Source organism: Streptomyces sp. NPDC051963 (assembly GCF_044593495.1).
Taxonomy (GTDB): domain Bacteria; phylum Actinomycetota; class Actinomycetes; order Streptomycetales; family Streptomycetaceae; genus Streptomyces.
The window spans coordinates 473,492-493,871 of sequence record NZ_JBIUCC010000007.1 but is presented as its reverse complement, the minus strand read 5'-3'; the positions used below and the strand labels follow the sequence as shown (position 1 = coordinate 493,871).

Here is a 20,380-nt window from a genome sequence, read left to right as displayed (position 1 = left end):
CCACCGGTTGCGTCCGGACTCCCTTGCGACGGGCCCGGCGCGGGCCGTGCGGGTGCGCCTGGCGGTAGCTCAGAAGCTCCACGACATCGTGCTGTCCGCCTGCATGAACGCCAGCAGGACGAGCAGGTCGGCGATGCCGAGCCCCAGGCCCAGGTAGGCGCGGCCCTTGCGAGCCGTACCGCGCCAGAGGGCCGTGACCGCCAGGGCGATGGCGATCGGACCGAGGAAGAGGTTGAGGACGAGGAGCCCCACGAGGCCGAGGATGAAGGCGGCGACGGCCATGCCGTCGGCGTCGCGGGCGTTGGTGGGGCGGGTGGCGGGTGCGGTGAGTTGCATGGTGATTCAGCTCCCGAAGGGCGTGGGCCGAGCGGTCAGTTGGTGGATGTGTGGCGCCGGCGGCCGCGGCGCTCGCGGAGCGCGAAGATGCCGAGCCAGGCGGCGATCACGACGGCGGCGACGACGGAGAGCTCGAGCGGCGCATGGGCCACGGCGCCCATGACGATGCCCAGCAGCAGGAGTGCGGCAACGAGGAAAAACATGGGATCGGATCCCCCTCCGAGGTGCGTCCGGGAGGCAGTGGATGTGCCTCGCGTTACGGTTCAGTGAACGATTGTGGTTACAACTGTTCACTGACTGATGAGTCTAGCGCGCCCCACGGCTTTTCAATTACGGAGAACAGTTGTTAACTGCATGGCATGAGTCACACCCTCGGCCTCCGGCAGGCCCAGAAACAGAAAACCCGGCAGGCGCTCCTGGACGCCGCCCTGGGACTGCTGGAGGAGCAGAGCCTGAGCAGCCTGGGCCTGCGTGAGGTGACCCGCGAGGTCGGTGTCGCTCCGACCGCCTTCTACCGGCACTTCCGCTCCACGGCAGACCTGGGCGTCGCGTTGGTCGAGGAGGCGCTCGGCAGCCTGCACGAGATGATCCGGCTGGTGGTGTCCGCGACGGACGACGCCGACGAACGCATAGCCCGCGCCATCACGTTGATCGACGGGCATGTCGAGGCGCACCCCGCCCACATCCGTTTCATCGCGCGTGAGCGCAGCGGCGGGGTCCGGCCGGTGCGGGAGGCCATCCGCGACCAACTGGCCCGGTTCGCCGAGGAGGTGAAGACCGAGCTGGTCAAGGACCCCGAGGCCGAGGGGTGGACCGACGACGATCTGTCGATGCTCGCCAGCCTCTATGTCGACCAGATGCTGTTCACGGCCTCGCTCTTCCTGGAGGCGCTGGACGCCCCGCAGGAGGAGCGCGAGCGCGTCGCCCATGTCGCGACCCGGCAGCTACGGCTCATCAGCATCGGCCGGCAGCACTGGCTCGACTGACGTCACACCCTCGGCAGAGCACACACGGAGGCGGGGGGGCCCGGGGCCCGGCCCCCCCCCCCCCGCGGGCCCGGGGGGGGGGGGCCGGCGTACTGGGCGCGGGGGGGGGGCGGGCCCCGCGCGGCCCCCCGGGGGGGGCCCCCCCCCGGCCCCCCCCCCCCCACGCGGCAAAACCCGCCCCCCCCCCCCCCCCGGCCGCGCCCCCCCCCCCCCCCCCGCCCCCCCCCCCGGGGGGGGGGGGGCCCGGGCCCCGGCCCCCCCCGCCTCCGTCGTACGAGATCCGTGGGTCAGCTCTTCGTCGCCTGGTCGGTCGGCCGGCCGCTCGGCGCCCCGCTGGGCATGCCACCGCCCTGGCCACCGCCGCCGCCCATGCCACCGCCGCAGCCGCCGCCCTGGCCACCGCCGGGACCACCCTGACCGCCGCCGGGGGCACCGGACGGCGCGCCGGAGGGTGCGCCGCTGGGTGCGCCGGAGGCGGCCGCGCCGGTCGGCGCGCCCGACGGCGCACCGCTGGGCATGGCGGAGGCGTTGCCGCTCGGCATGCCGGACGGGTTGCCGGACGGACAGGCCTGCTGCTGGCCGGAGTTGCCGCTGTTCGAGGTGGACGACGAGTCGTCCGAACCACCGCAGGCCGTGAGCAGCAGCGGCGAGAGAGCCAGCAGGGCCACGGCGGGGACGAGGCGCGCACGCTTCATGAGAAACAGCTCCAAGAACGATGAGGGAGTCCTGAGGCGGGCACTCAATCAACGGCTCTTAGGGCTTCCTTGGGGCTGCCCTGTCCACGGCCTGTCAACCAGGCAAAGCAGATGCCAACGCACCGCGCTGACCTGCGACTTCGTATCGATCCTCGACTTGACTGCTGGTACAGCCCCGTGACAGAAGCGTCATGAAAGCCGCACGCGCGCCAACTGACGTGACTGGGCGACCAGTCGGTCCGCGCTGTCCCAGACCTCGGCGTCCTCCTCCAGGAAGCCGCCGGCGAGGTTGCGTGTGGTGATGGAGACCCGCAGCGGGCCCGGGGCGGGGCGGCAGCGGACGTGGACGGTCAGTTCGACCGTCGGGACCCAGCCGCTGAGGCCGATCTCGAAGGCGGTCGGGGGCAGCGCGTCCACCGCGAGGAGCAGCGAGAAGGGGTCGTGGTCCCGGCCGTCGGCGAGCCCGAACCAGGCCCGCATCTCGCCCTTGCCCGACGGGGATCCGAGCGCCCAGCCCAGGGTCGACGGGTCGAGCTTCAGCATCAGCCGGTCGGCGATCGCGGAGCTGCCGGAGACCGGGGCAGGCCCGTCCTCGGGGCCGAAGCACTGGCCCATGGGCGGGATCGCGGGCGGCCGGGCCGTCGTACGGACGTCGTCCGGCAGGGAGCCGAGGTCGCCGTAGGAGGCGAGGACGCGGATGCGTTCGACCTCGCGGCCCTCGTCGTCGTACTGGAAGAGCGAGGCCTGACCGGTGGAGAGCGTACGGCCGGTGCGGACGACGTCCGTGCGGACGATCGCCGGGCCGGGCCGGGAGGCGGTGAGGTAGTGCGCGGAGATCGTGAAGGGGTCGCCGTGCGGCAGTGCGTCCGCGAGGGCGCGGCCCAGCACGGCCAGCAGATAGCCGCCGTTGACGGCATTGATGATCGTCCAGCCGGCGGAGAGGTCGATGTCGTAGACGCCGGGTTCGCGCGGGGCGAGCGCGGTGTCCCGGTCGAACTCGCTGTCGCCGATCGTGGCCCGCGTGGCCGGGGCGGAGGCTGCTTCTGGCATGGATGAACGGTACAACAGGTAACTACTAAGCGGTAGCTTTCCCCTGCCCGCCCGCAGTCCTCGGAGGGTGAGGCCCGCACAATTTCTCGGTAAGTGTCCGCACTCGTCCGTAAACCCGAGGCCGTTTCCACCCCTCTGTAGGGACATGAGCCTTACCGGGACCCCGTTCCTCTGCACCCTGATCGTGCTGTCCCTCGTCGCCCTCGCGCTGCCGCTCGCCCTGTGGTCGCGGATCCGCGGCCCCCGGGCCCTGCGCGCCCTCGCCCGGATGCTGATGCTGGTCTTCGCCCAGGGCACGGCCGTCGCGCTCGTCTTCGTGCTGGTCAACAACCAGAACATGCTGTACGACGACTGGGGCGACCTGCTCGGCACGGGCAACCACGTGCAGCAGGCGGCCGACCTCGGCCCGGACGGCACCGGCGGCATCGCGCTCAACGAGTTGCCCCCGGTCCGGCAGACGTTCTCACCCGCCCTCGGGCCGGGCATGAGCGCGGCCGGCGGCGTGCGGGTCACCCGGCTGACGGGCCAGGTCTCGGGCGTGCGCGCCGAGGTCTACGTCTGGCTGCCGCCGCAGTACCACGAGCCCGCCTACCGCCATCACAAGTTCCCGGTGGTGGAGCTGCTGCCGGGCTATCCCGGCTCGGCTCGGGCGTGGTTCAAGACCATGCGCGCGCACGAGCAGTTGCTGCCGCTGATGCGCAGCGGCCGGGTCGCGCCGTTCATCCTGGTGGCGCCGCGCACCACCCTGCTGCCCGGGGTGGACACCGGCTGCGCGAACATCCCGGGCAAGGTGAACGCCGACAGCTGGCTGAGCGTCGACGTGCCGCGGATGGTCATGGCCAACTTCCGTGCCCAGCCCGCACCCAGGGGCTGGGCGGTGGCCGGCTACTCGGCGGGCGGGCACTGCGCCACGAAGCTCGCCGTCGCCCACCCCGACCGCTACCGGGCCGCCGTCAGCCTGTCCGGCTACAACGACCCGATCGCCGAGCACGCCTCGCTCACCTCCAGGTCCCCGGAGCTGCGCGCGGAGAACGATCCGTATCTCCTGCTGCGCAAGGCCCGCACCCCACCCCCGGTCGCGCTCTACCTCTCCGGCCAGCCGCACGACGGGTACGAGGCGGCCATGGCCCTGAAGCAAGCCGCGAAGGCGCCGACCTCCGTGCAGGTGGTGTTCCTGCCGCGCAGTGCGGGCGGCCACACGATGGCGCTGTGGGAGCCGCAGGTGGTCCCGGCCTTCGAATGGCTCAGCCGGCTGGCGGGGACTACTCCTCCCGTACCGTCGACCGTCGGTTCCAGGCGCGCGGCGCTCGCCAGTGGAACCGCATCGCCAGTAGCCGCAGCACGAAGGCCGTGAGGGCCGCGAACCCGCTGGCGAGCGGGGTCAGAGCGTCGTAGCGGATGCACAGCACGACCATCGTGGCGCCGACCATCGCGGGGACGGCGTACAGGTCGCGGTCCCAGCGCAGCAGTGACGGCACCTCGTTGGCGAGGACGTCCCGGAGCACACCGCCGCCGACGGCGGTCGCCAGGCCCAGCGTCGCCGAGGCGGTCAGGTTGAGCCCGTACTCGTACGCCTTCGTCGTTCCCGAGACACAGAACAGGCCGAGGCCCGCCGCGTCGAAGACGTTCACGCCGACCTGGATGCGTTCCACATGCGGGTGCAGGAAGAAGACCAGGAGGGCGGCGAGCAGCGGAGTGAGGAAGTACCCCAGATCCGTGAAGGCCGCGGGCGGTACGGCGCCGATGACCAGGTCGCGGAAGAGCCCGCCGCCGAGCGCGGTGACCTCGGCGAGGACGGCGATGCCGAAGACGTCGAAGTTCTTGCGGACGGCCAGCAGCGCGCCGGAGATGGCGAAGACGAAGATGCCGATCAGGTCGAGCGTGTGCTGGACGGACGGGCTGAAGAGTTGCTGGAGCACCCGAACATTCTGACGCGTCGAGGGGCGTGGACCTTACAAACAAAGGTCCACGCCCCTCGAAGTGCTTCTTGCAGGAGCTACTTGTCCGACGGCTCCGAAGAGTCCGGCCGCTCCTGCGAGTCCGTCGGCTCCGGCGCCTCGGGGGCGTCCGCCGACTCGGTCGCGTCCGTCGACTCCGGCGCCTCCGGTGCCTTCGTGGGCTCGGCCGACACCGCCTTCGCCACCGCCGCGCTGGTCTCCGCCGACTCCGCGAGCACCTCGTCCGCCACCAGCGCCGCAGCCTCCTTGGCCGCGGAGAGCAGAACCGTGTCCTGCGGGGCCTGGTCCTCGAAGTTCTCCGGGTGGTGGCAGGCGACCTGCTGGCCGGGCTTCAGCTCGAGGAGCGGCGGCTCGGTGGTCGTGCAGATCTGCGTCGCCTTCCAGCACCGGGTGTGGAAGCGGCAGCCGCTCGGCGGGGAGATCGGCGAGGGCACGTCGCCCTTGAGCAGGATCCGCTCGCTCTTGGCGTTCTTGCGCCGCGGGTCCGGGATCGGCACCGCCGACATCAGCGCCTTGGTGTACGGGTGCATCGGCGCCCTGTACAGCGACTCGCGGTCGGCGAGCTCGACGATCTTGCCGAGGTACATCACCGCGATCCGGTCCGAGACGTGCCGGACGACCGACAGGTCGTGCGCGATGATCACGTACGTCAGGCCCAGCTCCTGCTGGAGGTCGTCGAGCAGGTTCACCACCTGCGCCTGGATCGACACGTCGAGCGCCGAGACCGGCTCGTCCGCGACGACCAGCTTCGGGTTCAGGGCCAGTGCACGGGCGATGCCGATGCGCTGACGCTGACCGCCGGAGAACTCGTGCGGATAGCGGTTGTAGTGCTCGGGGTTGAGACCGACCACCGACAGCAGCCGCTGCACTTCCTTCTTGATGCCGCCCTCGGGCTTGACGCCCTGGAGCCGGAAGGGGGCGCCGATGATCGTGCCGATGGTGTGGCGCGGGTTCAGCGAGGAGTACGGGTCCTGGAAGATCATCTGCACATCGCGGCGCATCGGGCGCATCCCGCTCACGCCGAGGTGCGTGATGTCCTTGCCCTCGAACTCGACCGTGCCGGCCGTCGGTTCGAGCAGCCGCGTGATCAGCCGGCCCATCGTCGACTTGCCGCAGCCCGACTCGCCGACCACACCGAGGGTTTCGCCGGACTTGACCTCGAAGTCGATGCCGTCGACCGCGCGCACCGCACCGACCTGCCGCTGGAGCAGGCCCTTGCGGATCGGGAAGTGCTTCTGAAGCCCGGTCACCTTCAGCAGGGTCTCGCCGTGGGCGGCGTCGCCCTTGGTGATCACCGTGCCTTGGCTCTGCGCAGGGATGCTCACTTTGTCCTCGCTCACAGCTTCGGCGCAATCTCTTCGGTCCAGATCCGCTCCCGCTGCTCCCTGGACATGTGGCAGGCGGCCCAGTGCTGGCTGCCGACCTCGGTCAGCTCGGGGCGGACCGTGCGGGTGAGGTCGTCCTTGGGGATGTCGGCGTACGGGCAGCGCGGGTTGAAGGCGCAGCCGGACGGGATGTTGATCAGCGACGGCGGGGAGCCCTTGACCGGGATCAGCCGCTCCTGCTGCTCACGGTCCAGACGCGGCATCGATCCGAGCAGACCCCAGGTGTAGGGGTGGCGGGGCTCGTAGAACACCTTCTCGGCCGGGCCGCGCTCCACACAACGGCCGCCGTACATCACCAGGATGTCGTCGGAGAGCTCGGCGACGACGCCCAGGTCGTGGGTGATGATGATGACCGCGGAGCCGAACTCCTTCTGCAGATCGCGGATCAGGTCGAGGATCTGCGCCTGGACGGTCACGTCGAGGGCGGTCGTCGGCTCGTCCGCGATGAGCAGCTCGGGGTTGTTGACCAGCGACATCGCGATCATCGCGCGCTGGCGCATACCGCCGGAGAACTCGTGCGCGTAGCTGTCGACCCGCTTGTCCGGCTGCGGGATGCCCACCCGGTCGAGCATCTCGATCGCGCGCCGCTTGGCGGTCTTCTTGTCGACGTTGTTGTGGATGCGGTACGCCTCCACGATCTGCTGGCCGATCGTGTAGTACGGGTGCAGCGCGGACAGCGGATCCTGGAAGATCATCGCCATCTCGCGGCCGCGCAGCCTGCGTACGTGGTCGGGGTCGGCGGACAGCAGCTCGGTGCCGTCCAGCCAGATCTCGCCGGAGATCTGCGCCTTGCGCTTGCCGTACTGGCCGGCGGTGTGCAGGCCCATGATGCCGAGCGAGGTCACCGACTTGCCGGAGCCCGACTCGCCCACGATGCCGAGGGTCTTGCCCTTCTCCAGCTGGAAGCTGAGCCCGTCGACGGACTTGACCAGGCCGTCGTCGGTCGGGAAGTGCACCTTCAGGTCGCGCACTTCGAGGAAGGCGGTCGGGGCGGGCGAGGCGCCGGTGGGCTCCCCTACTGCCGCGCCGGTCTTGCTCAGTTCGGTCATGCGAGCCTCACTCGGGGGTCGATCACGGCGTACAGGATGTCCACCACGAGGTTGGCGAAGAGCACCGCGAGAGAAGTGATCAGGGTGACACCCAGGATGACGGGCAGGTCCTGATTCCTGATGGCTGTGAGCACGGCCTGGCCCAAGCCGGGAAGGTTGAAGGTGGTCTCGGTCAGGATCGCGCCGCCGATGAGGGCGCCGAGGTCCATGCCGAGCATCGTGAGGATGGGCGTCATCGTCGAGCGCATGGCGTGCTTGCCGATGACGGTCTGCTCCTTGAGGCCCTTGGCGCGGGCCGTGCGGATGTAGTCCTCGCCGAGGATCTCCAGCATGGTCGCGCGGGTGATCCGGGCGTACATCGCCGCGTAGAGGAACGCGAGGGTGATCCACGGCAGGATCATGCCGCCCAGCCAGCCGCTGAAGCTGTCCTCCAGTGGCACATACGACGCGTCGATCCAGTTCAGCCCGTAGGCGAAGATCGCCAGGCTGAGCATGCCGGTGAAGTAGATGGGCAGGGAGACACCGCTGAGGGCGACGACCATCGCGCTGCGGTCCCACAGGGTGCCCCGCTTCAGCGCGGAGAGCACACCCGCCGCCACACCGAAGACCAGCCACAGCACGGCGGCGCCGAGCGCGAGACCCAGGGTCACCGGGAAGCGGTCGGTCAGCACCGGCCAGATGGCCTGCTCGCTGCGGAAGGAGTAGCCGAAGCACGGTGCGGCGCACTCGGTGACGTCGCCGCCGCCCGAGTAGGTGCGGCCGACGAAGATGCCCTTGAAGAACTCCCAGACCTGGGCGTAGACCGGGTCGCCGAGGCCCAGCTTCTGCCGCACCGCCTCGACAGAGGCCGGGTCGGCCTGCTTGCCCACGAAACTCGTGGCGATGTCGACGCCCGCCCACTTGGGGACGAGGAAGAAGATGCTGAAGACCACCAGGATGATGACCACGAGCATCACTACGGCGGCGAACAACCGCCTGATGAGGTAAGCGAGCACAGCTCTCGGCCCGCTGCGGACCGCGGGCCACCGGAGGTCGTCCGGTGGCCCGCGATCACGCTGCGCCGGCCTTCACCTGCCTTTCGTGCCGTTCGGCGGGTGTGCCGGGACTACTTCGGGGACTTCAGACCGAGGTTGACGAAGTCGTACATACCGCTGTAGCCGTCGGTGGTGTACACGTTCGCCAGGTTGCTGGAGCGCCAGTTGATGAACTTCTCGAAGACGAAGGGCAGGTAGTAACCGCCCTCCATCACCTTGTGGTTGATCTCCGTGGACAGCTCGGTCTTCTTCGCGTCGTCCAGCTCGCTGACGTAGTCGTCGAACAGGCCGTCGATCGACTTGTCCTTGATCAGCGCGAAGTTGTTGTTACCGCTCTCCAGGATGTACTTGCTGTCCCACAGCGGCATGCCGTAGCCCTGGACGGTCGGGAAGTCCGGGCCCCAGCCCATGATGATGATGCCGAAGCCCTTCTTCACCACGTTGGAGGGGCTGCCGATGATGCCGCTGGTCTGCGAACCGTCGTACTGCTCGATGTCGGCGGTGATGCCGATCTTCTTCAGCGACGCCTGCAGGGACTGGGCGGTGGCCACCTCGACCGGCTTGTTGTTACGGACGGCGATGGTGGTCTTGAAGCCGTTCGGCTGACCGCAGGCCTTCAGCGCTTCCTTGGCCTTGGCCTCGTTGCCGCTCTTGTTGGCGCCCGCCAGCTCGTACGGGTCGTACTTCTGGCCCTCGGAGCCCGGGACGGACGGCGGCAGCATGTTGGTGCCGATGTCGCCACCGGCGATCGGGCCACCACGCGCGGTCTGGAGCGACACGTGGTCGGCGCCGTAGATGACGGCCTTGCGGCACTCGATGTTGTCGAACGGCTTCACGCTCTGCGGGAAGACCGCGTAACGGATGTAACCGGAGACCGGGTTGTCCAGGTTGGCCTTGTTCTCCTTCAGGGCGGTGGTGCGGCCCTGCGGCGACATGCCGGTCTGGTTGATGTCGAGGTCCAGGTCACCGTTGAGCAGGCGCTGGTCCAGCTGGTTGGCGTCCGAGAAGAACTGGACGGTGATCTTGTCCGGGTACGCCTTGCGGACCGGGTCCGAGGCCTGCTTCCACTCGGTGTTGCGGACCAGGGTGAGGTCCTTGCCCGGGCTGTAGGACTCGAACTTGTACGGGCCGGAGGAGAACGGCTTCAGGCCGTACTTGGACTTGGTGTCCTTGTCCTGGCGGACCGGGGACGCCGAGATCAGGGCCAGCACTTCTTCGAAGTCCGAGTTGGCCTGCGGCAGCTTGAAGACGATCGTCTTGTCGTTGGGCGTCTCGATCGCCTTCAGGCCCAGCTTGTCCTTGGAGGTGTCCTTGTACGGACCCTTGTACGCGCCCTCGGGGTCGAGCATGTCCTTCAGGTAGACCGGACCGCCGGACAGCACATCCTGCGCCCAGACGCGCTCGATGCCGTACTTGATGTCCTTGGACGTGATCGCCTTGCCGTCTTCCCAGGTGATGCCGTCACGCAGGGTGTACGTGTAGGTCTTGCCGTCGTCGGAGACCTTGGCGAGCCCGGTGGCGAGGTCCGGGGTGAGCTCGGCGCCGGCCTTGCCGGGCTCCGCCTTGCCCGTGACGAGCTGGCGGCTGTAGTAGCGCGCGAAGTTCCACATGAAGCCGTAGTAACCGCGCGTGGTGTCCCACGAGTCGGCGTCCTGGGCGCCACCGAACTTCAGCGTGCCGCCCTTCTTGACCAGGTCGGCCTGGGCGACCTTGTTGTTGGCGGCGTCGAAGCCGGCCGCGCCGTTCTTCGAGCCCCCGTCATCGCTGTCGCCACCGCCGCACGCCGCCGTGGTCAGCAGCGCAGCGACCGCGGCGACAGCGGCAAATGCCTGCTTACGCCGCCCTGAGGTGCGTTTGGTAGTCACGATCTCGGATCCTCCGGTTTTGATGAGAGACCCCGTGTCAGTGCCACGGGACGCTTTAGGTACGGCAGTTCAGCGGGAGCCCTTCGGGTCCAGCGCGTCACGCACGCCGTCGCCGAAGAGGTTGAACGCGAGGACAGTGATGAAGATCGCCACACCGGGGACCACCATGTACATGGGGTCCGACTCGTAGTAGTCGATCGCGCTCGAAAGCATCTGCCCCCAGGAGGCCGTGGGCGGCTTGACGCCCACGCCCAGGAAGCTGAGTGCCGCCTCGGTGAGGATGTTGGTGGGGATCATCATCGTCGTGTACACGACGATCGGCGCGACGAGGTTGGGCAGCAGCTCCTTGAACAGGATGTACAGCCGCCCGGCGCCCAGGGAGCGGGCGGCCTCGACGTACTCGCGCTCACGCAACGAGAGCGTCTGGCCGCGCACCACGCGTCCGATGTACGGCCACCCGAAGAAGCCGATGACCAGGATCATCACGAACACGCGCACGCTGGACCCGGTCAGGCCCAGCATGTTGTTCGGCATGACGGAGACCAGCGCGATGATGAAGAGCAGCTGCGGGAAGGCCAGCAGACCGTCCATCACCCGGCTGATGGCGGAGTCGACCCAGCCGCCGAAGAAGCCGGCGAGGATGCCGAGGACGGTACCCAGGATCACGGCCACGACGGCCGACAGGAAGCCGACGAGCAGCGAGATCCGGGCGCCGTAGAGGATCCGGGCGAGGATGTCGCGGCCGTTGACCGGCTCGACGCCCAGCAGGTGGTCGCCGCTGATGCCGCCGAGCGATCCCGTGGGGGTGCCGAACAGCGGGTCGATCAGGTTCTCGTGGTATGCGTCCGGGTCCTGGCCGAGCAGGTCGGTGATGACCGGGGCGAGCAGGGCGATCAACACGAGGACGAGCACCACGACGCCGCCCGTCAGGGCGAGCTTGTCCCGCTTCAGGCGCTCCCAGGCGATCCGGCCCAGGGAGCGACCCTGTACGGCCTTCGCGTCGGTGCCTGCAACCGCCGCTTCCTCGGCCGCGCTGGGGGCCGCCTCGGCGGTCGGCTCGTGCAATGGTGCCGTCATCTGGCAGGGACCCCTCTCAACCGGCGGTAGCCGGCCCGCACTTGCCGCTGTGGCGGCGTGATCAGTCCGTCGTACTGGGGTTTCGAACACCCCTGGTGGGGGAGTCTTCAATGCTTTGGCGACGCGTTGCCAGACTTGGCGGTGAAAGGATGCGTAACCGTGATGCGGCGTCGGGGGTTCCGTTATCCGGACAGCGGGTAACGGGGGCCGGACGAGGACAAGTCGGGGCAACCGGAGCAGGTCAGGGCTTTCCACCTCGGTCTACGCGCGCAGAAGATGCTTCCCCACTGCAACGGAGGGTGCGCGCCGTGTCTCAGTATCCGCCGTGCGCCGGCGGGTATCCGTATCCGGCCACCGGGGCCTGGGCCGGGGCCGCGTGGGCCTCGCGGTCGTAGAAGGGGCGCGCCTGGGCCCGCATCCACATCGCGACCGGGTCGTACTCGTCGGACATGGCGACCGTCGACACCGGCAGTCCGTCCGGGACCGCACCGATCGACTGCTGCATCATCGCCCGCACGGAGTCCACGGCGGCCGGGCTGGTGTCGTACACATCGAGACCGACGGCGAGGTACGGCGCCCCGAGCGCCGGCTGCACCCAGGCGCGGCGCAGGGTGCGGACGGCCGGGGTGCGGTGGGCGTTCTGCGCGAGCAGGGCGTAGAACTGCGGGATCTCGATCCCCGGCTCCGACAGCCGAAGTGGCCCTGCGGGCTGGCGCTCCAGGCCGGTGGCGATGCGGCGCAGATCGAGCCAGGGGATGCCGACACCGCCGCCGGGGGCGTGCGGGTTCAGCCAGAGGCCGTACTGGTCGGGGTAGAGCGTGCGGGCTACGTCGACGCCGTCGACGACCTCGTAGGAGCGGTTCCAGCCGCTGGCCGAGAGCTCCTGGGCGGAGGTGACACAGGGGGCGTAGCCGTGGCCGTCGACCTCCATGTTTCCGTACTGCGCGTCCGGCGAGCCTGCCTGGCCGTGCCAGAGGAGCATCCAGACCTGGCCGGCGGACGGGGTCGCGAGGGCGCGCAGCAGTGCCTCGTAGGCGTCGTAGCGCCCGGGCGTCACCTGGCGCAGCATGTGCTCGACCTGGCCGGCCGCGATGCCGCTGGCGCTCACCTTGTACCGCCCCTTCACTGGAGGTTGCCCCGGATATGAAACCAGCTTAAGCGCCGCGCGGCTTGGTGCCGGGTGCCTACGCGCTCGGGGCCTGGTCGTCGTCGGCGAGTGCGGGTCCGCTGTGGCTTGTCGCGCCCACGCGGCGGAGCCGCATATCGGTACAGCCCCGCGCCCCTGGGTGCGTGCAGTCAGCGTTGGTAGAAGGGGCGGGCCCTGTTGCGCATCCACTCGGCCACCGGGTCTTGTGTTACGTCCAGAAGAACCAGGTTTACCGGCCACTTCACGGGAACCTTGGCCAGGGCACGGCCCAGTGCGTCCAGTGGGAGGGCCCTGATGTCGCCCTCCCACTGGGAGAGTTCGACGCCCACGAACATCACCGGGTCCGCCGTCTCGATCGCCGCCAGGCAGCGGCGGGCCGTCGTCACCACGCCGATCTGCTCGAACTCGGCCGAGGCCGCCGTGAGGAAGTCGACCGGGTCGTCCTGCCAGTCGGGTTCGTAGAGCTTGACCCGGCCGCCTGTCGTGGTGCCGTCCAGGGGGCTGCGGCCCACGCGGCAGAGTTCGGCGACCGCGGGCGGCGGGAGCGGTACGCCGACCATGCCGTCCGGGTTCACGGCGATGCCGACCTGCGGGGGCAGGCCGCGGGCGAACTCCACGGCCGGGGCGATCGTGTACGACATGTGGGAGCCGACGACCTGGCGGAACTGCTCCTCGGAGCTGAACACCGGGACGTAGGCCTGGCCGTCGAGATCCAGCGTGGGCAGGTCCAGCGGGACGCTGTTCGGGCCGCCGCCGTTCGGCAGCGGGACCCAGACGAAGCTGCGGCCGAGGACCTCGATGAGCCGGCCGACGGCCGAGGGGATGTTGAGGGAGGCGGAGAGCACCTCCTCCAACTCGTTGCCGGGCCAGCCCCCGTGCGGGTGGGGGTGTGCTTGTGCCGGGAAGTCCGGGAAGTTCCCTGGGAAGTCCATCTGCTCTTACCGCCTGCCGAGATCACTGCCGTGGCTCAAAGGCTAGCGGGTGCGGCACCGGCGTCAGCCCGTGAAGCCGATCCGGCGCAGAACGTCCGCCGCGTCGCGGTCGAGCAGCACCGCGGAGCCGCAGCCGTCGGGCAGGTCGCCGCGCTCGACGGAGCGCACCAGACGGGCGGCCGCCGAGCGGTGGCGCAGGAAGGCGTACCGCGAGACACCGCGGCCTCGCTCGCGCTGGCCCTCCAGTGCGGTGCCGGGCGCGACGTCGAGCAGGAGCAGGTGCAGCGTGCCGCCCCGGCGGCGGGCCTCGCGGGACAGCCAGCGGCGCACCCAGGACTGCGTACCGCAGTCGTGCACGACGACTCCGGTACCGGTGCGCAGGGCGCGGCGCAGTCCGGTGTAGTGCGCGAGCCGGACCAGGGGGCGGTAGAACCCGTACGGCAGGAAGCGGGACACGCGCGCGTCCCAGCGGTCGCGGGTGTCCTGGGAGTCGATCCGGACGGCCTTCACCGCGCGCTGCATCAGCGTGGACTTTCCGCTTCCGGGCAGGCCGGTGATCACGACGAGGTCCTTGGGACCGAAGAGCAGAGCGTGCGGGCTGCGGCCGGCGCGGTCGCGCAGATCCCGGACGACGGGCGCCCGGAGCGCGCCGCGGGCCTCCCTGGCCGGGGCCGTGTGCTGCTCGGGCAGCGCGAGGGCCGAGCTGGTGGCGTACGCCGTGATCCTGTTCACCGTGATCGTCCTCCCCATGGGGTCGGGAGTTCCCATCCCCGTCGAGTGTAAAGAGAAGGTAATACGCGGCGTCTCCCAATTCCGTCCGCTTCCCGCAACAAGCCTGCTACAGGCGGCTGTGCCCGCCTGTGGACCCTGGGCGGTCCCTGTGTGCGGTCGGGCCTGACAGGTACCCCTGCCACGGCGGACCGATGCGTGCAATGATGTGCGCGCCAACTGCATACCGGCCGCTTGAATCCGCGCGGGAGAGTCCCTGGCAACACTGCTGTCGGGGCGCCGAAGGAGCAAGTCCCTCCCTTGAATCTCTCAGGCCCCGTTACCGCGCGGGCGAGGCACATCTGAAAAGCGGGCCGCTGTCGCAGTGGCTCCACCCAAGGTGCAAGTCGTGACCATCAGTACGTGTGGTCGTGATGAACCTCTCAGGTTCCGATGACAGATGGGGAGGAACGACCTCGCCCGTCATGCCCTGGGAGCAGAACCGATGAGCAGTAGCCCCCTCCGTCTTACCGCGCTCGATGCCCTGCATCGCTCGCTCGGCGCGACGATGACCGACTTCGCCGGCTGGGACATGCCCCTGCGGTACGGCTCCGAGCGCGAGGAGCACCTCGCCGTGCGCACCCGGGCCGGGCTCTTCGACCTCTCGCACATGGGCGAGATCACGGTGACCGGCCCGCAGGCCGCCGCCCTGCTGGACCACGCGCTCGTCGGCAACATCGGCGGCGTCAGGACCGGCCGCGCCCGCTACACCATGATCTGCCGCGAGGACGGCGGCATCCTCGACGACCTGATCGTCTACCGGCTGGCCGAGACCGAGGCCGCTTCCTCCGAATACCTGGTCGTGGCGAACGCCGGCAACGCGCAGATCGTCCTGGACGCGCTGACCGAGCGCTCCGACGGGTACGACGCCGAAGTGCGCGACGACCGCGACGCCTACGCCCTCATCGCCGTCCAGGGTCCCGAGTCCCCCGGCATCCTCGCCTCACTCACCGACGCCGACCTCGACGGTCTGAAGTACTACGCCGGTCTGCCCGGCACCGTCGCCGGCGTCCCGGCCCTCATCGCCCGCACCGGCTACACCGGCGAGGACGGCTTCGAGCTGTTCGTACGGCCGGAGCACGCGGTCGAGCTGTGGCAGGCGCTGACCAAGGCGGGCGAGGGCGCGGGCCTGGTCCCGTGCGGCCTGTCCTGCCGGGACACCCTGCGCCTGGAGGCGGGCATGCCGCTGTACGGGCATGAGCTGTCGACCTCCCTGACGCCCTTCGACGCCGGGCTCGGCCGAGTGGTGAAGTTCGAGAAGGAGGGCGACTTCGTGGGGCGCGCGGCGCTTCAGGAGGCCGCCGAGCGCGCCGCGTCCGAGCCGCCGCGCGTCCTTGTCGGGCTCGTCGCCGAGGGCCGCCGCGTCCCGCGCGCCGGGTACGCCGTCGTCGCCGGCGGCGAGGTGATCGGCGAGGTCACCTCCGGCGCCCCCTCGCCCACGCTGGGCAAGCCGATCGCGATGGCGTACGTCGACGCGGCGCATGCGGCGCCGGGTACCGCCGGGGTCGCGGTGGACATCCGAGGCAGCCACGAGCCGTACGAGGTCGTGGCGCTGCCGTTCTACAAGCGCCAGAAGTAGACACTCCAGTTGTGACGCCGGGCACATTCGCCCTGTTCACACCCCTCTTCCGTAGTCCCCCATTCACCAGCACTCCCCCGCGTACAGGAGAATTCAGGCCATGAGCAATCCCCAGCAGCTGCGCTACAGCAAGGAGCACGAGTGGCTGTCGGCCGCCGAGGACGGCGTCGCGACGGTCGGCATCACGGAGCACGCGGCCAACGCGCTCGGCGATGTCGTCTTCGTGGACCTTCCGGCGGTCGGTGACACCGTGACCGCGGGTGAGACCTGCGGCGAGCTGGAGTCGACCAAGTCCGTCAGCGACCTGTACTCCCCGGTCAGCGGCGAGGTCACCGAGGCGAACGAGGACGTGGTGAACGACCCGTCGCTGGTGAACTCCGCGCCCTTCGAGGGCGGTTGGCTGTTCAAGGTACGAGTCGCGGAGGAGCCGTCCGACCTGCTCTCCGCCGACGAGTACACCGCCTTTTCCGCCGGCTGAGGAGTCGTAGAGCATGTCCGTCCTCAACACCCCCCTGCATGAGCTCGACCCGGATGTCGCCGCCGCCGTCGACGCCGAGCTGCACCGCCAGCAGTCCACGCTGGAGATGATCGCCTCGGAGAACTTCGCGCCGGTCGCGGTCATGGAGGCACAGGGCTCGGTCCTGACCAACAAGTACGCCGAGGGCTACCCGGGCCGCCGCTACTACGGCGGCTGCGAGCACGTCGACGTGGTCGAGCAGATCGCCATCGACCGCATCAAGGAGCTGTTCGGCGCCGAGCACGCCAACGTGCAGCCCCACTCGGGCGCGCAGGCCAACGCCGCCGCGATGTTCGCGCTGCTCAAGCCCGGTGACACGATCATGGGCCTGAACCTCGCGCACGGCGGGCACCTGACCCACGGCATGAAGATCAACTTCTCCGGCAAGCTGTACGACGTCGTCGCCTACCACGTGGACGACTCCGGACTCGTCGACATGGCCGAAGTCGAGCGGCTGGCCAAGGAGTCCAAGCCGAAGCTGATCGTGGCGGGCTGGTCGGCCTACCCGCGGCAGCTGGACTTCGCCGCGTTCCGCCGGATCGCGGACGAGGTCGGCGCGTACCTCATGGTCGACATGGCGCACTTCGCCGGTCTCGTCGCGGCCGGGCTGCACCCGAACCCCGTCCCGCACGCCCACGTCGTCACCACCACGACCCACAAGACGCTGGGCGGCCCCCGCGGCGGCGTGATCCTCTCCACCGCCGAGCTGGCGAAGAAGATCAACTCCGCGGTGTTCCCCGGTCAGCAGGGCGGCCCGCTGGAGCACGTGATCGCCGCCAAGGCGGTCTCCTTCAAGGTCGCCGCCTCGGAGGACTTCAAGGAGCGCCAGCGCCGTACCCTGGAGGGTGCCCGCATCCTCGCCGAGCGTCTGGTGCAGGACGACGTGAAGGCGGTGGGCGTGGACGTGCTCTCCGGCGGCACGGACGTGCATCTGGTCCTGGTCGACCTGCGCGACTCCGAGCTGGACGGCCAGCAGGCCGAGGACCGTCTGCACGAGGTCGGCATCACGGTCAACCGCAACGCCATCCCGAACGACCCGCGTCCGCCGATGGTGACCTCGGGTCTCCGTATCGGCACCCCCGCCCTCGCCACCCGCGGCTTCACCGCCGAGGACTTCGCCGAGGTCGCGGACGTCATCGCCGAGGTGCTCAAGCAGTCGTACGACGCCCAGGCGCTCAAGGCCAGGGTCACCGCACTCGCGGACAAGCACCCGCTGTACCCCGGCCTGAAAAAGTAAGCCCCCGGTGGGGCATCCGGCACCTGGCCTCGATCGCCGGGCACCGGATGCCCCACCACCCCCCGCTTTGAGGAGTCACCGTGGCCATCTCGGTCTTCGACCTGTTCTCGATCGGCATCGGCCCGTCCAGCTCCCACACCGTGGGCCCGATGCGCGCGGCCCGCATGTTCGCCCGCCGGCTGCGCGGCGAAGGCCTCCTGGACTCCACCGGGTCCGTACGCGCCGAGCTCTACGGCTCCCTGGGCGCGACCGGCCACGGCCACGGCACCCCCAAGGCGGTGCTGCTCGGCCTGGAAGGCGCGTCGCCGCGGACGGTGGACGTGGAGGGCGCCGACCAGCGGGTGGAGGACATCAAGTCGGCGGGCCGGCTCCGCCTGCTCGACGAGCGGGAGATCGCCTTCGACTTCGACAAGGACATGGTCCTGCACCGCCGCAAGGCACTGCCGTACCACGCGAACGGCATGACCCTCTGGGCACACGACTCCTCCGGCGCCGAACTCCTGTCGAAGACCTACTACTCCGTGGGCGGCGGCTTCGTCGTCGACGAGGACGCCGTGGGCGCCGACCGCATCAAACTCGACGACACGGTCCTCAAGTACCCTTTCCGCACGGGCGACGAGCTGCTGCGCCGGGCGAAGGAGACCGGCCTGTCGATCTCGTCCCTGATGCTGGAGAACGAACGGGCCTGGCGGACCGAGGAAGAGATCCGCGCGGGCCTGCTGGAGATCTGGCGGGTGATGCAGGCATGCGTGTCCCGGGGGATGTCACGGGAGGGCATCCTCCCCGGCGGCCTGAAGGTACGCCGCCGAGCCGCCGTCACCGCCCGCCAACTCCGCGCGGAGGGCGACCCCTTGGCGCACGCGATGGAGTGGATCACGCTCTACGCGATGGCGGTGAACGAGGAGAACGCCGCCGGCGGCCGCGTGGTCACCGCCCCGACGAACGGCGCGGCCGGCATCATCCCCGCGGTCCTGCACTACTACATCAACTTCGTGCCCGGCGCCGACGAGGACGGCGTGGTCCGCTTCCTGCTGGCCGCCGGCGCCATCGGCATGCTCTTCAAGGAGAACGCCTCCATCTCCGGCGCCGAGGTCGGCTGCCAGGGCGAGGTCGGCTCCGCCTGCTCGATGGCGGCGGGCGCACTGGCCGAGGTCCTCGGCGGCTCCCCCGAACAGGTCGAGAACGCCGCCGAGATCGGCATGGAACACAACCTCGGCCTCACCTGCGACCCGGTCGGCGGCCTCGTCCAGATCCCCTGCATCGAACGCAACGGCATGGCGGCGGTGAAGGCGGTGACCGCTGCCCGCATGGCCATGCGCGGTGACGGTTCCCACAAGGTGTCCCTCGACAAGGTCATCAAGACCATGAAGGACACGGGCGCGGACATGAGCGTGAAGTACAAGGAGACGGCGCGGGGCGGGCTGGCGGTGAACATCATCGAGTGCTGAGGGGACTCAGTGCTCCGTCACCTCCGCGCCGGCGGGCAGCGTGGCCACTCACTTCTCTCCCGCCCGGGTCCGGCGTCGCGGCCGGAGCCGTCCGCGCCCCCCGTCGCGATGGTCGCGGCGATCGCCTGCACCACTCGTGACGGCTCGACCGCGAAGCTTCTGCGGGGCCGATGGCGCCGGGCCCCGGACAACCAACTGGGAGCGGCCGTAGTGGAATGCGGCGATGCGCTCGCCGTGTTGGTTGTTGAGCCGGTGGATCAGGAGAACGCCCACAGCGACGATCGCCAGGAGTACCAGCACGGTCACGAAGGTGTCCATGGCCCTCACACTCCCTTTGCCGGATTCGGCGTCGGCAGAGCGACTGCCGGGATCCGTGGACGTGAGGTCCGACCGCGGGCCTCACGGCCGCTTTCGGCGCCCCAGAAAGCCTCCAGGGCCCGGTCGGTCGCCGCCACGGTGCGCAGACGCGCAGCTTCGTCCATCAACCGGCCCGTGGTCGACGTTCGCAGTGGGTCGCTCGCGGAGTACATCAGCCACGCGGCAGATGAGGGCCGGTTCTCGAGTGCCGGCGCGTACGAAACGGTCGCAGTCATGATGCGAACCCTGCTCCGGACCGGTCGCAACCGGCCCGGCGTCATCAATCGCCGAAAACGACACAAGCATGGAGGCCGGTGCGCGAAATACCCTCGGTACCACCAGCCTACTCCGCCGGCGGCCGCACGGACCGTGCCCGCAGTCGCGCTGACCCGGGACCCGTTTCCGGGGCGATCAGGACTGAACAGGCCCGGCGGACCGTTCCAGGGGCGCGATCCGTGCAACCGTGGGAGGTGGACGGCTCGACGCCGAGCACCCGGATACTGATCGGCTGCCGCGCTCGGCCTCTGTGACAGTGAGGAGCGCGCCATGGGCGCGAACACGGTCGAGGGTGCGTTGCCCGACACCCTTCAGAAGCTCACGGACCACCTGACGGCCTCCTACGCCAACCTGCTGCCGGCCGCGGTCGTGCGGGAGGTGGTGCAGGACTGCTACCAGTCGCTCAGCAACGCTCGTATCGCCAACTACGTGCCGATCCTCGTCGAGCACAACAGCCGCACCAAGCTACGCCAACTCGTCCGACGCCCCGATCCCACGGTCCCCCTGCGCGAGGAGTCCGACGGGCCACGGGGCAATTCCGCCACCACGGCTCTGAAGAGGCTTCGAAGCATGCTCGCCCGCTCGGCATAAGCCCCGCACCCGTTCCGCCGAGGCGGTCGGCGCACCCGTGATCAGCACGACTACGGGTTCCACTCCCCCAGCGTTCCGCGGTCGACCGGATGC

General features: G+C 69.8%; 21 protein-coding genes and 1 riboswitch. Of the genes, 7 read left to right on the top strand and 14 right to left on the bottom strand.

Going from position 1 to position 20,380, the window contains the following annotated elements; translation table 11 throughout:
- Window positions 1-69 precede the first annotated feature (69 nt).
- Entirely contained in the window at window positions 70-336 is a 267-nt protein-coding gene (locus tag ACIHFB_RS30250) for a DUF4190 domain-containing protein (RefSeq protein WP_400128637.1), read from the bottom strand.
- 35 nt (window positions 337-371) lie between these two features.
- Complete coding sequence (locus tag ACIHFB_RS30245) at window positions 372-539, bottom strand: hypothetical protein (RefSeq protein WP_400128636.1); 168 nt, start codon at window positions 537-539, stop codon at window positions 372-374.
- A gap of 156 nt (window positions 540-695) precedes the next feature.
- On the opposite strand from ACIHFB_RS30245, the gene ACIHFB_RS30240 reads away from it, so the two are divergent.
- Window positions 696-1,322 (top strand): TetR family transcriptional regulator, encoded by a 627-nt coding sequence (locus ACIHFB_RS30240; RefSeq protein WP_365286955.1) that lies wholly within the window; start codon window positions 696-698, stop codon window positions 1,320-1,322.
- Between the two features lie 287 nt (window positions 1,323-1,609).
- Here the strand turns inward: ACIHFB_RS30240 and ACIHFB_RS30235 are convergent, their stop codons facing one another.
- Window positions 1,610-2,017, bottom strand: a complete 408-nt coding sequence (locus tag ACIHFB_RS30235; protein WP_365286953.1) for a hypothetical protein — start codon at window positions 2,015-2,017, stop codon at window positions 1,610-1,612.
- Window positions 2,018-2,206: 189 nt separating this feature from the next.
- Window positions 2,207-3,067 (bottom strand): thioesterase family protein, encoded by an 861-nt coding sequence (locus ACIHFB_RS30230; protein ID WP_400128635.1) that lies wholly within the window; start codon window positions 3,065-3,067, stop codon window positions 2,207-2,209.
- A gap of 145 nt (window positions 3,068-3,212) precedes the next feature.
- Between ACIHFB_RS30230 and ACIHFB_RS30225 the strand changes: the two genes are divergently transcribed.
- Complete coding sequence (locus ACIHFB_RS30225; protein WP_400128634.1) at window positions 3,213-4,421, top strand: alpha/beta hydrolase; 1,209 nt, start codon at window positions 3,213-3,215, stop codon at window positions 4,419-4,421.
- Here the strand turns inward: ACIHFB_RS30225 and ACIHFB_RS30220 are convergent.
- The 9 genes from ACIHFB_RS30220 to ACIHFB_RS30180 form a co-directional block, all read right to left on the bottom strand.
- Window positions 4,330-4,986 (bottom strand): trimeric intracellular cation channel family protein, encoded by a 657-nt coding sequence (locus ACIHFB_RS30220; RefSeq protein ID WP_400128633.1) that lies wholly within the window; start codon window positions 4,984-4,986, stop codon window positions 4,330-4,332. The genes ACIHFB_RS30225 and ACIHFB_RS30220 overlap by 92 nt on opposite strands.
- Before the next feature lie 77 nt (window positions 4,987-5,063).
- Complete coding sequence (locus ACIHFB_RS30215) at window positions 5,064-6,350, bottom strand: ABC transporter ATP-binding protein (protein ID WP_400128632.1); 1,287 nt, start codon at window positions 6,348-6,350, stop codon at window positions 5,064-5,066.
- 11 nt (window positions 6,351-6,361) lie between these two features.
- Window positions 6,362-7,459: an ABC transporter ATP-binding protein gene (locus ACIHFB_RS30210; RefSeq protein WP_365286943.1), complete on the bottom strand. Its 1,098-nt coding sequence runs from the start codon at window positions 7,457-7,459 to the stop codon at window positions 6,362-6,364.
- Window positions 7,456-8,454 (bottom strand): ABC transporter permease, encoded by a 999-nt coding sequence (locus ACIHFB_RS30205; RefSeq protein ID WP_365286941.1) that lies wholly within the window; start codon window positions 8,452-8,454, stop codon window positions 7,456-7,458. Before ACIHFB_RS30205 ends, ACIHFB_RS30210 begins: the two co-directional genes overlap by 4 nt.
- A gap of 110 nt (window positions 8,455-8,564) precedes the next feature.
- The gene (locus ACIHFB_RS30200) at window positions 8,565-10,358 is read right to left on the bottom strand and encodes an ABC transporter substrate-binding protein (protein WP_365286939.1); all 1,794 of its coding nucleotides are present in this window, start codon (window positions 10,356-10,358) and stop codon (window positions 8,565-8,567) included.
- Window positions 10,359-10,427: 69 nt separating this feature from the next.
- On the bottom strand, window positions 10,428-11,435 hold the full coding sequence (locus ACIHFB_RS30195; RefSeq protein WP_365286937.1) for an ABC transporter permease: 1,008 nt from the start codon (window positions 11,433-11,435) through the stop codon (window positions 10,428-10,430).
- A 313-nt stretch (window positions 11,436-11,748) separates the two neighbouring features.
- A complete protein-coding gene (locus ACIHFB_RS30190) occupies window positions 11,749-12,543 on the bottom strand; it encodes an enhanced serine sensitivity protein SseB C-terminal domain-containing protein (RefSeq protein WP_365286935.1) in 795 nt (264 codons plus the stop codon).
- 188 nt (window positions 12,544-12,731) lie between these two features.
- A complete protein-coding gene (locus tag ACIHFB_RS30185) occupies window positions 12,732-13,514 on the bottom strand; it encodes an enhanced serine sensitivity protein SseB (RefSeq protein WP_365286933.1) in 783 nt (260 codons plus the stop codon).
- A gap of 63 nt (window positions 13,515-13,577) precedes the next feature.
- Window positions 13,578-14,282 (bottom strand): AAA family ATPase, encoded by a 705-nt coding sequence (locus tag ACIHFB_RS30180; protein WP_400128631.1) that lies wholly within the window; start codon window positions 14,280-14,282, stop codon window positions 13,578-13,580.
- Between the two features lie 196 nt (window positions 14,283-14,478).
- A riboswitch (glycine riboswitch) is annotated at window positions 14,479-14,578 on the top strand.
- Between the two features lie 149 nt (window positions 14,579-14,727).
- Between ACIHFB_RS30180 and gcvT the strand changes: the two genes are divergently transcribed.
- The 4 genes from gcvT (at window position 14,728) to ACIHFB_RS30160 (ending at window position 19,063) form a co-directional block, all read left to right on the top strand.
- A complete protein-coding gene (gene gcvT / locus ACIHFB_RS30175; protein WP_365286929.1) occupies window positions 14,728-15,861 on the top strand; it encodes a glycine cleavage system aminomethyltransferase GcvT in 1,134 nt (377 codons plus the stop codon).
- Window positions 15,862-15,961: 100 nt separating this feature from the next.
- A complete protein-coding gene (gcvH, locus tag ACIHFB_RS30170) occupies window positions 15,962-16,339 on the top strand; it encodes a glycine cleavage system protein GcvH (RefSeq protein ID WP_210587982.1) in 378 nt (125 codons plus the stop codon).
- Between the two features lie 13 nt (window positions 16,340-16,352).
- Window positions 16,353-17,615, top strand: coding sequence for a serine hydroxymethyltransferase (gene glyA / locus ACIHFB_RS30165; protein ID WP_365286926.1), 1,263 nt, complete (start codon window positions 16,353-16,355; stop codon window positions 17,613-17,615).
- 80 nt (window positions 17,616-17,695) lie between these two features.
- Window positions 17,696-19,063, top strand: coding sequence for an L-serine ammonia-lyase (locus ACIHFB_RS30160; protein WP_400128630.1), 1,368 nt, complete (start codon window positions 17,696-17,698; stop codon window positions 19,061-19,063).
- Between the two features lie 48 nt (window positions 19,064-19,111).
- On the opposite strand, the gene ACIHFB_RS30155 is transcribed toward ACIHFB_RS30160, so the two are convergent.
- Window positions 19,112-19,381: a hypothetical protein gene (locus ACIHFB_RS30155; RefSeq protein WP_400128629.1), complete on the bottom strand. Its 270-nt coding sequence runs from the start codon at window positions 19,379-19,381 to the stop codon at window positions 19,112-19,114.
- Window positions 19,382-19,966: 585 nt separating this feature from the next.
- Here ACIHFB_RS30155 and ACIHFB_RS30150 point away from each other — a divergent pair.
- On the top strand, window positions 19,967-20,287 hold the full coding sequence (locus tag ACIHFB_RS30150; protein WP_365286922.1) for a three-helix bundle dimerization domain-containing protein: 321 nt from the start codon (window positions 19,967-19,969) through the stop codon (window positions 20,285-20,287).
- Window positions 20,288-20,380 lie beyond the last annotated feature (93 nt).

Bases quoted from the DNA above. Each gene is read 5' to 3' on its own strand.
- ACIHFB_RS30210 (WP_365286943.1), bottom strand. From the start codon at position 7,459: ATGACCGAACTGAGCAAGACCGGCGCGGCAGTAGGGGAGCCCACCGGC.
- ACIHFB_RS30245 (WP_400128636.1), bottom strand. From the start codon at position 539: ATGTTTTTCCTCGTTGCCGCACTCCTGCTGCTGGGCATCGTCATGGGC.
- ACIHFB_RS30185 (WP_365286933.1), bottom strand. From the start codon at position 13,514: ATGGACTTCCCAGGGAACTTCCCGGACTTCCCGGCACAAGCACACCCC.
- gcvH (WP_210587982.1), top strand. From the start codon at position 15,962: ATGAGCAATCCCCAGCAGCTGCGCTACAGCAAGGAGCACGAGTGGCTG.
- ACIHFB_RS30225 (WP_400128634.1), top strand. From the start codon at position 3,213: ATGAGCCTTACCGGGACCCCGTTCCTCTGCACCCTGATCGTGCTGTCC.
- ACIHFB_RS30150 (WP_365286922.1), top strand. From the start codon at position 19,967: ATGGGCGCGAACACGGTCGAGGGTGCGTTGCCCGACACCCTTCAGAAG.
- ACIHFB_RS30235 (WP_365286953.1), bottom strand. From the start codon at position 2,017: ATGAAGCGTGCGCGCCTCGTCCCCGCCGTGGCCCTGCTGGCTCTCTCG.
- ACIHFB_RS30180 (WP_400128631.1), bottom strand. From the start codon at position 14,282: ATGGGAACTCCCGACCCCATGGGGAGGACGATCACGGTGAACAGGATC.
- glyA (WP_365286926.1), top strand. From the start codon at position 16,353: ATGTCCGTCCTCAACACCCCCCTGCATGAGCTCGACCCGGATGTCGCC.
- ACIHFB_RS30230 (WP_400128635.1), bottom strand. From the start codon at position 3,067: ATGCCAGAAGCAGCCTCCGCCCCGGCCACGCGGGCCACGATCGGCGAC.
- ACIHFB_RS30155 (WP_400128629.1), bottom strand. From the start codon at position 19,381: ATGGACACCTTCGTGACCGTGCTGGTACTCCTGGCGATCGTCGCTGTG.
- ACIHFB_RS30250 (WP_400128637.1), bottom strand. From the start codon at position 336: ATGCAACTCACCGCACCCGCCACCCGCCCCACCAACGCCCGCGACGCC.
- ACIHFB_RS30240 (WP_365286955.1), top strand. From the start codon at position 696: ATGAGTCACACCCTCGGCCTCCGGCAGGCCCAGAAACAGAAAACCCGG.
- ACIHFB_RS30195 (WP_365286937.1), bottom strand. From the start codon at position 11,435: ATGACGGCACCATTGCACGAGCCGACCGCCGAGGCGGCCCCCAGCGCG.
- gcvT (WP_365286929.1), top strand. From the start codon at position 14,728: ATGAGCAGTAGCCCCCTCCGTCTTACCGCGCTCGATGCCCTGCATCGC.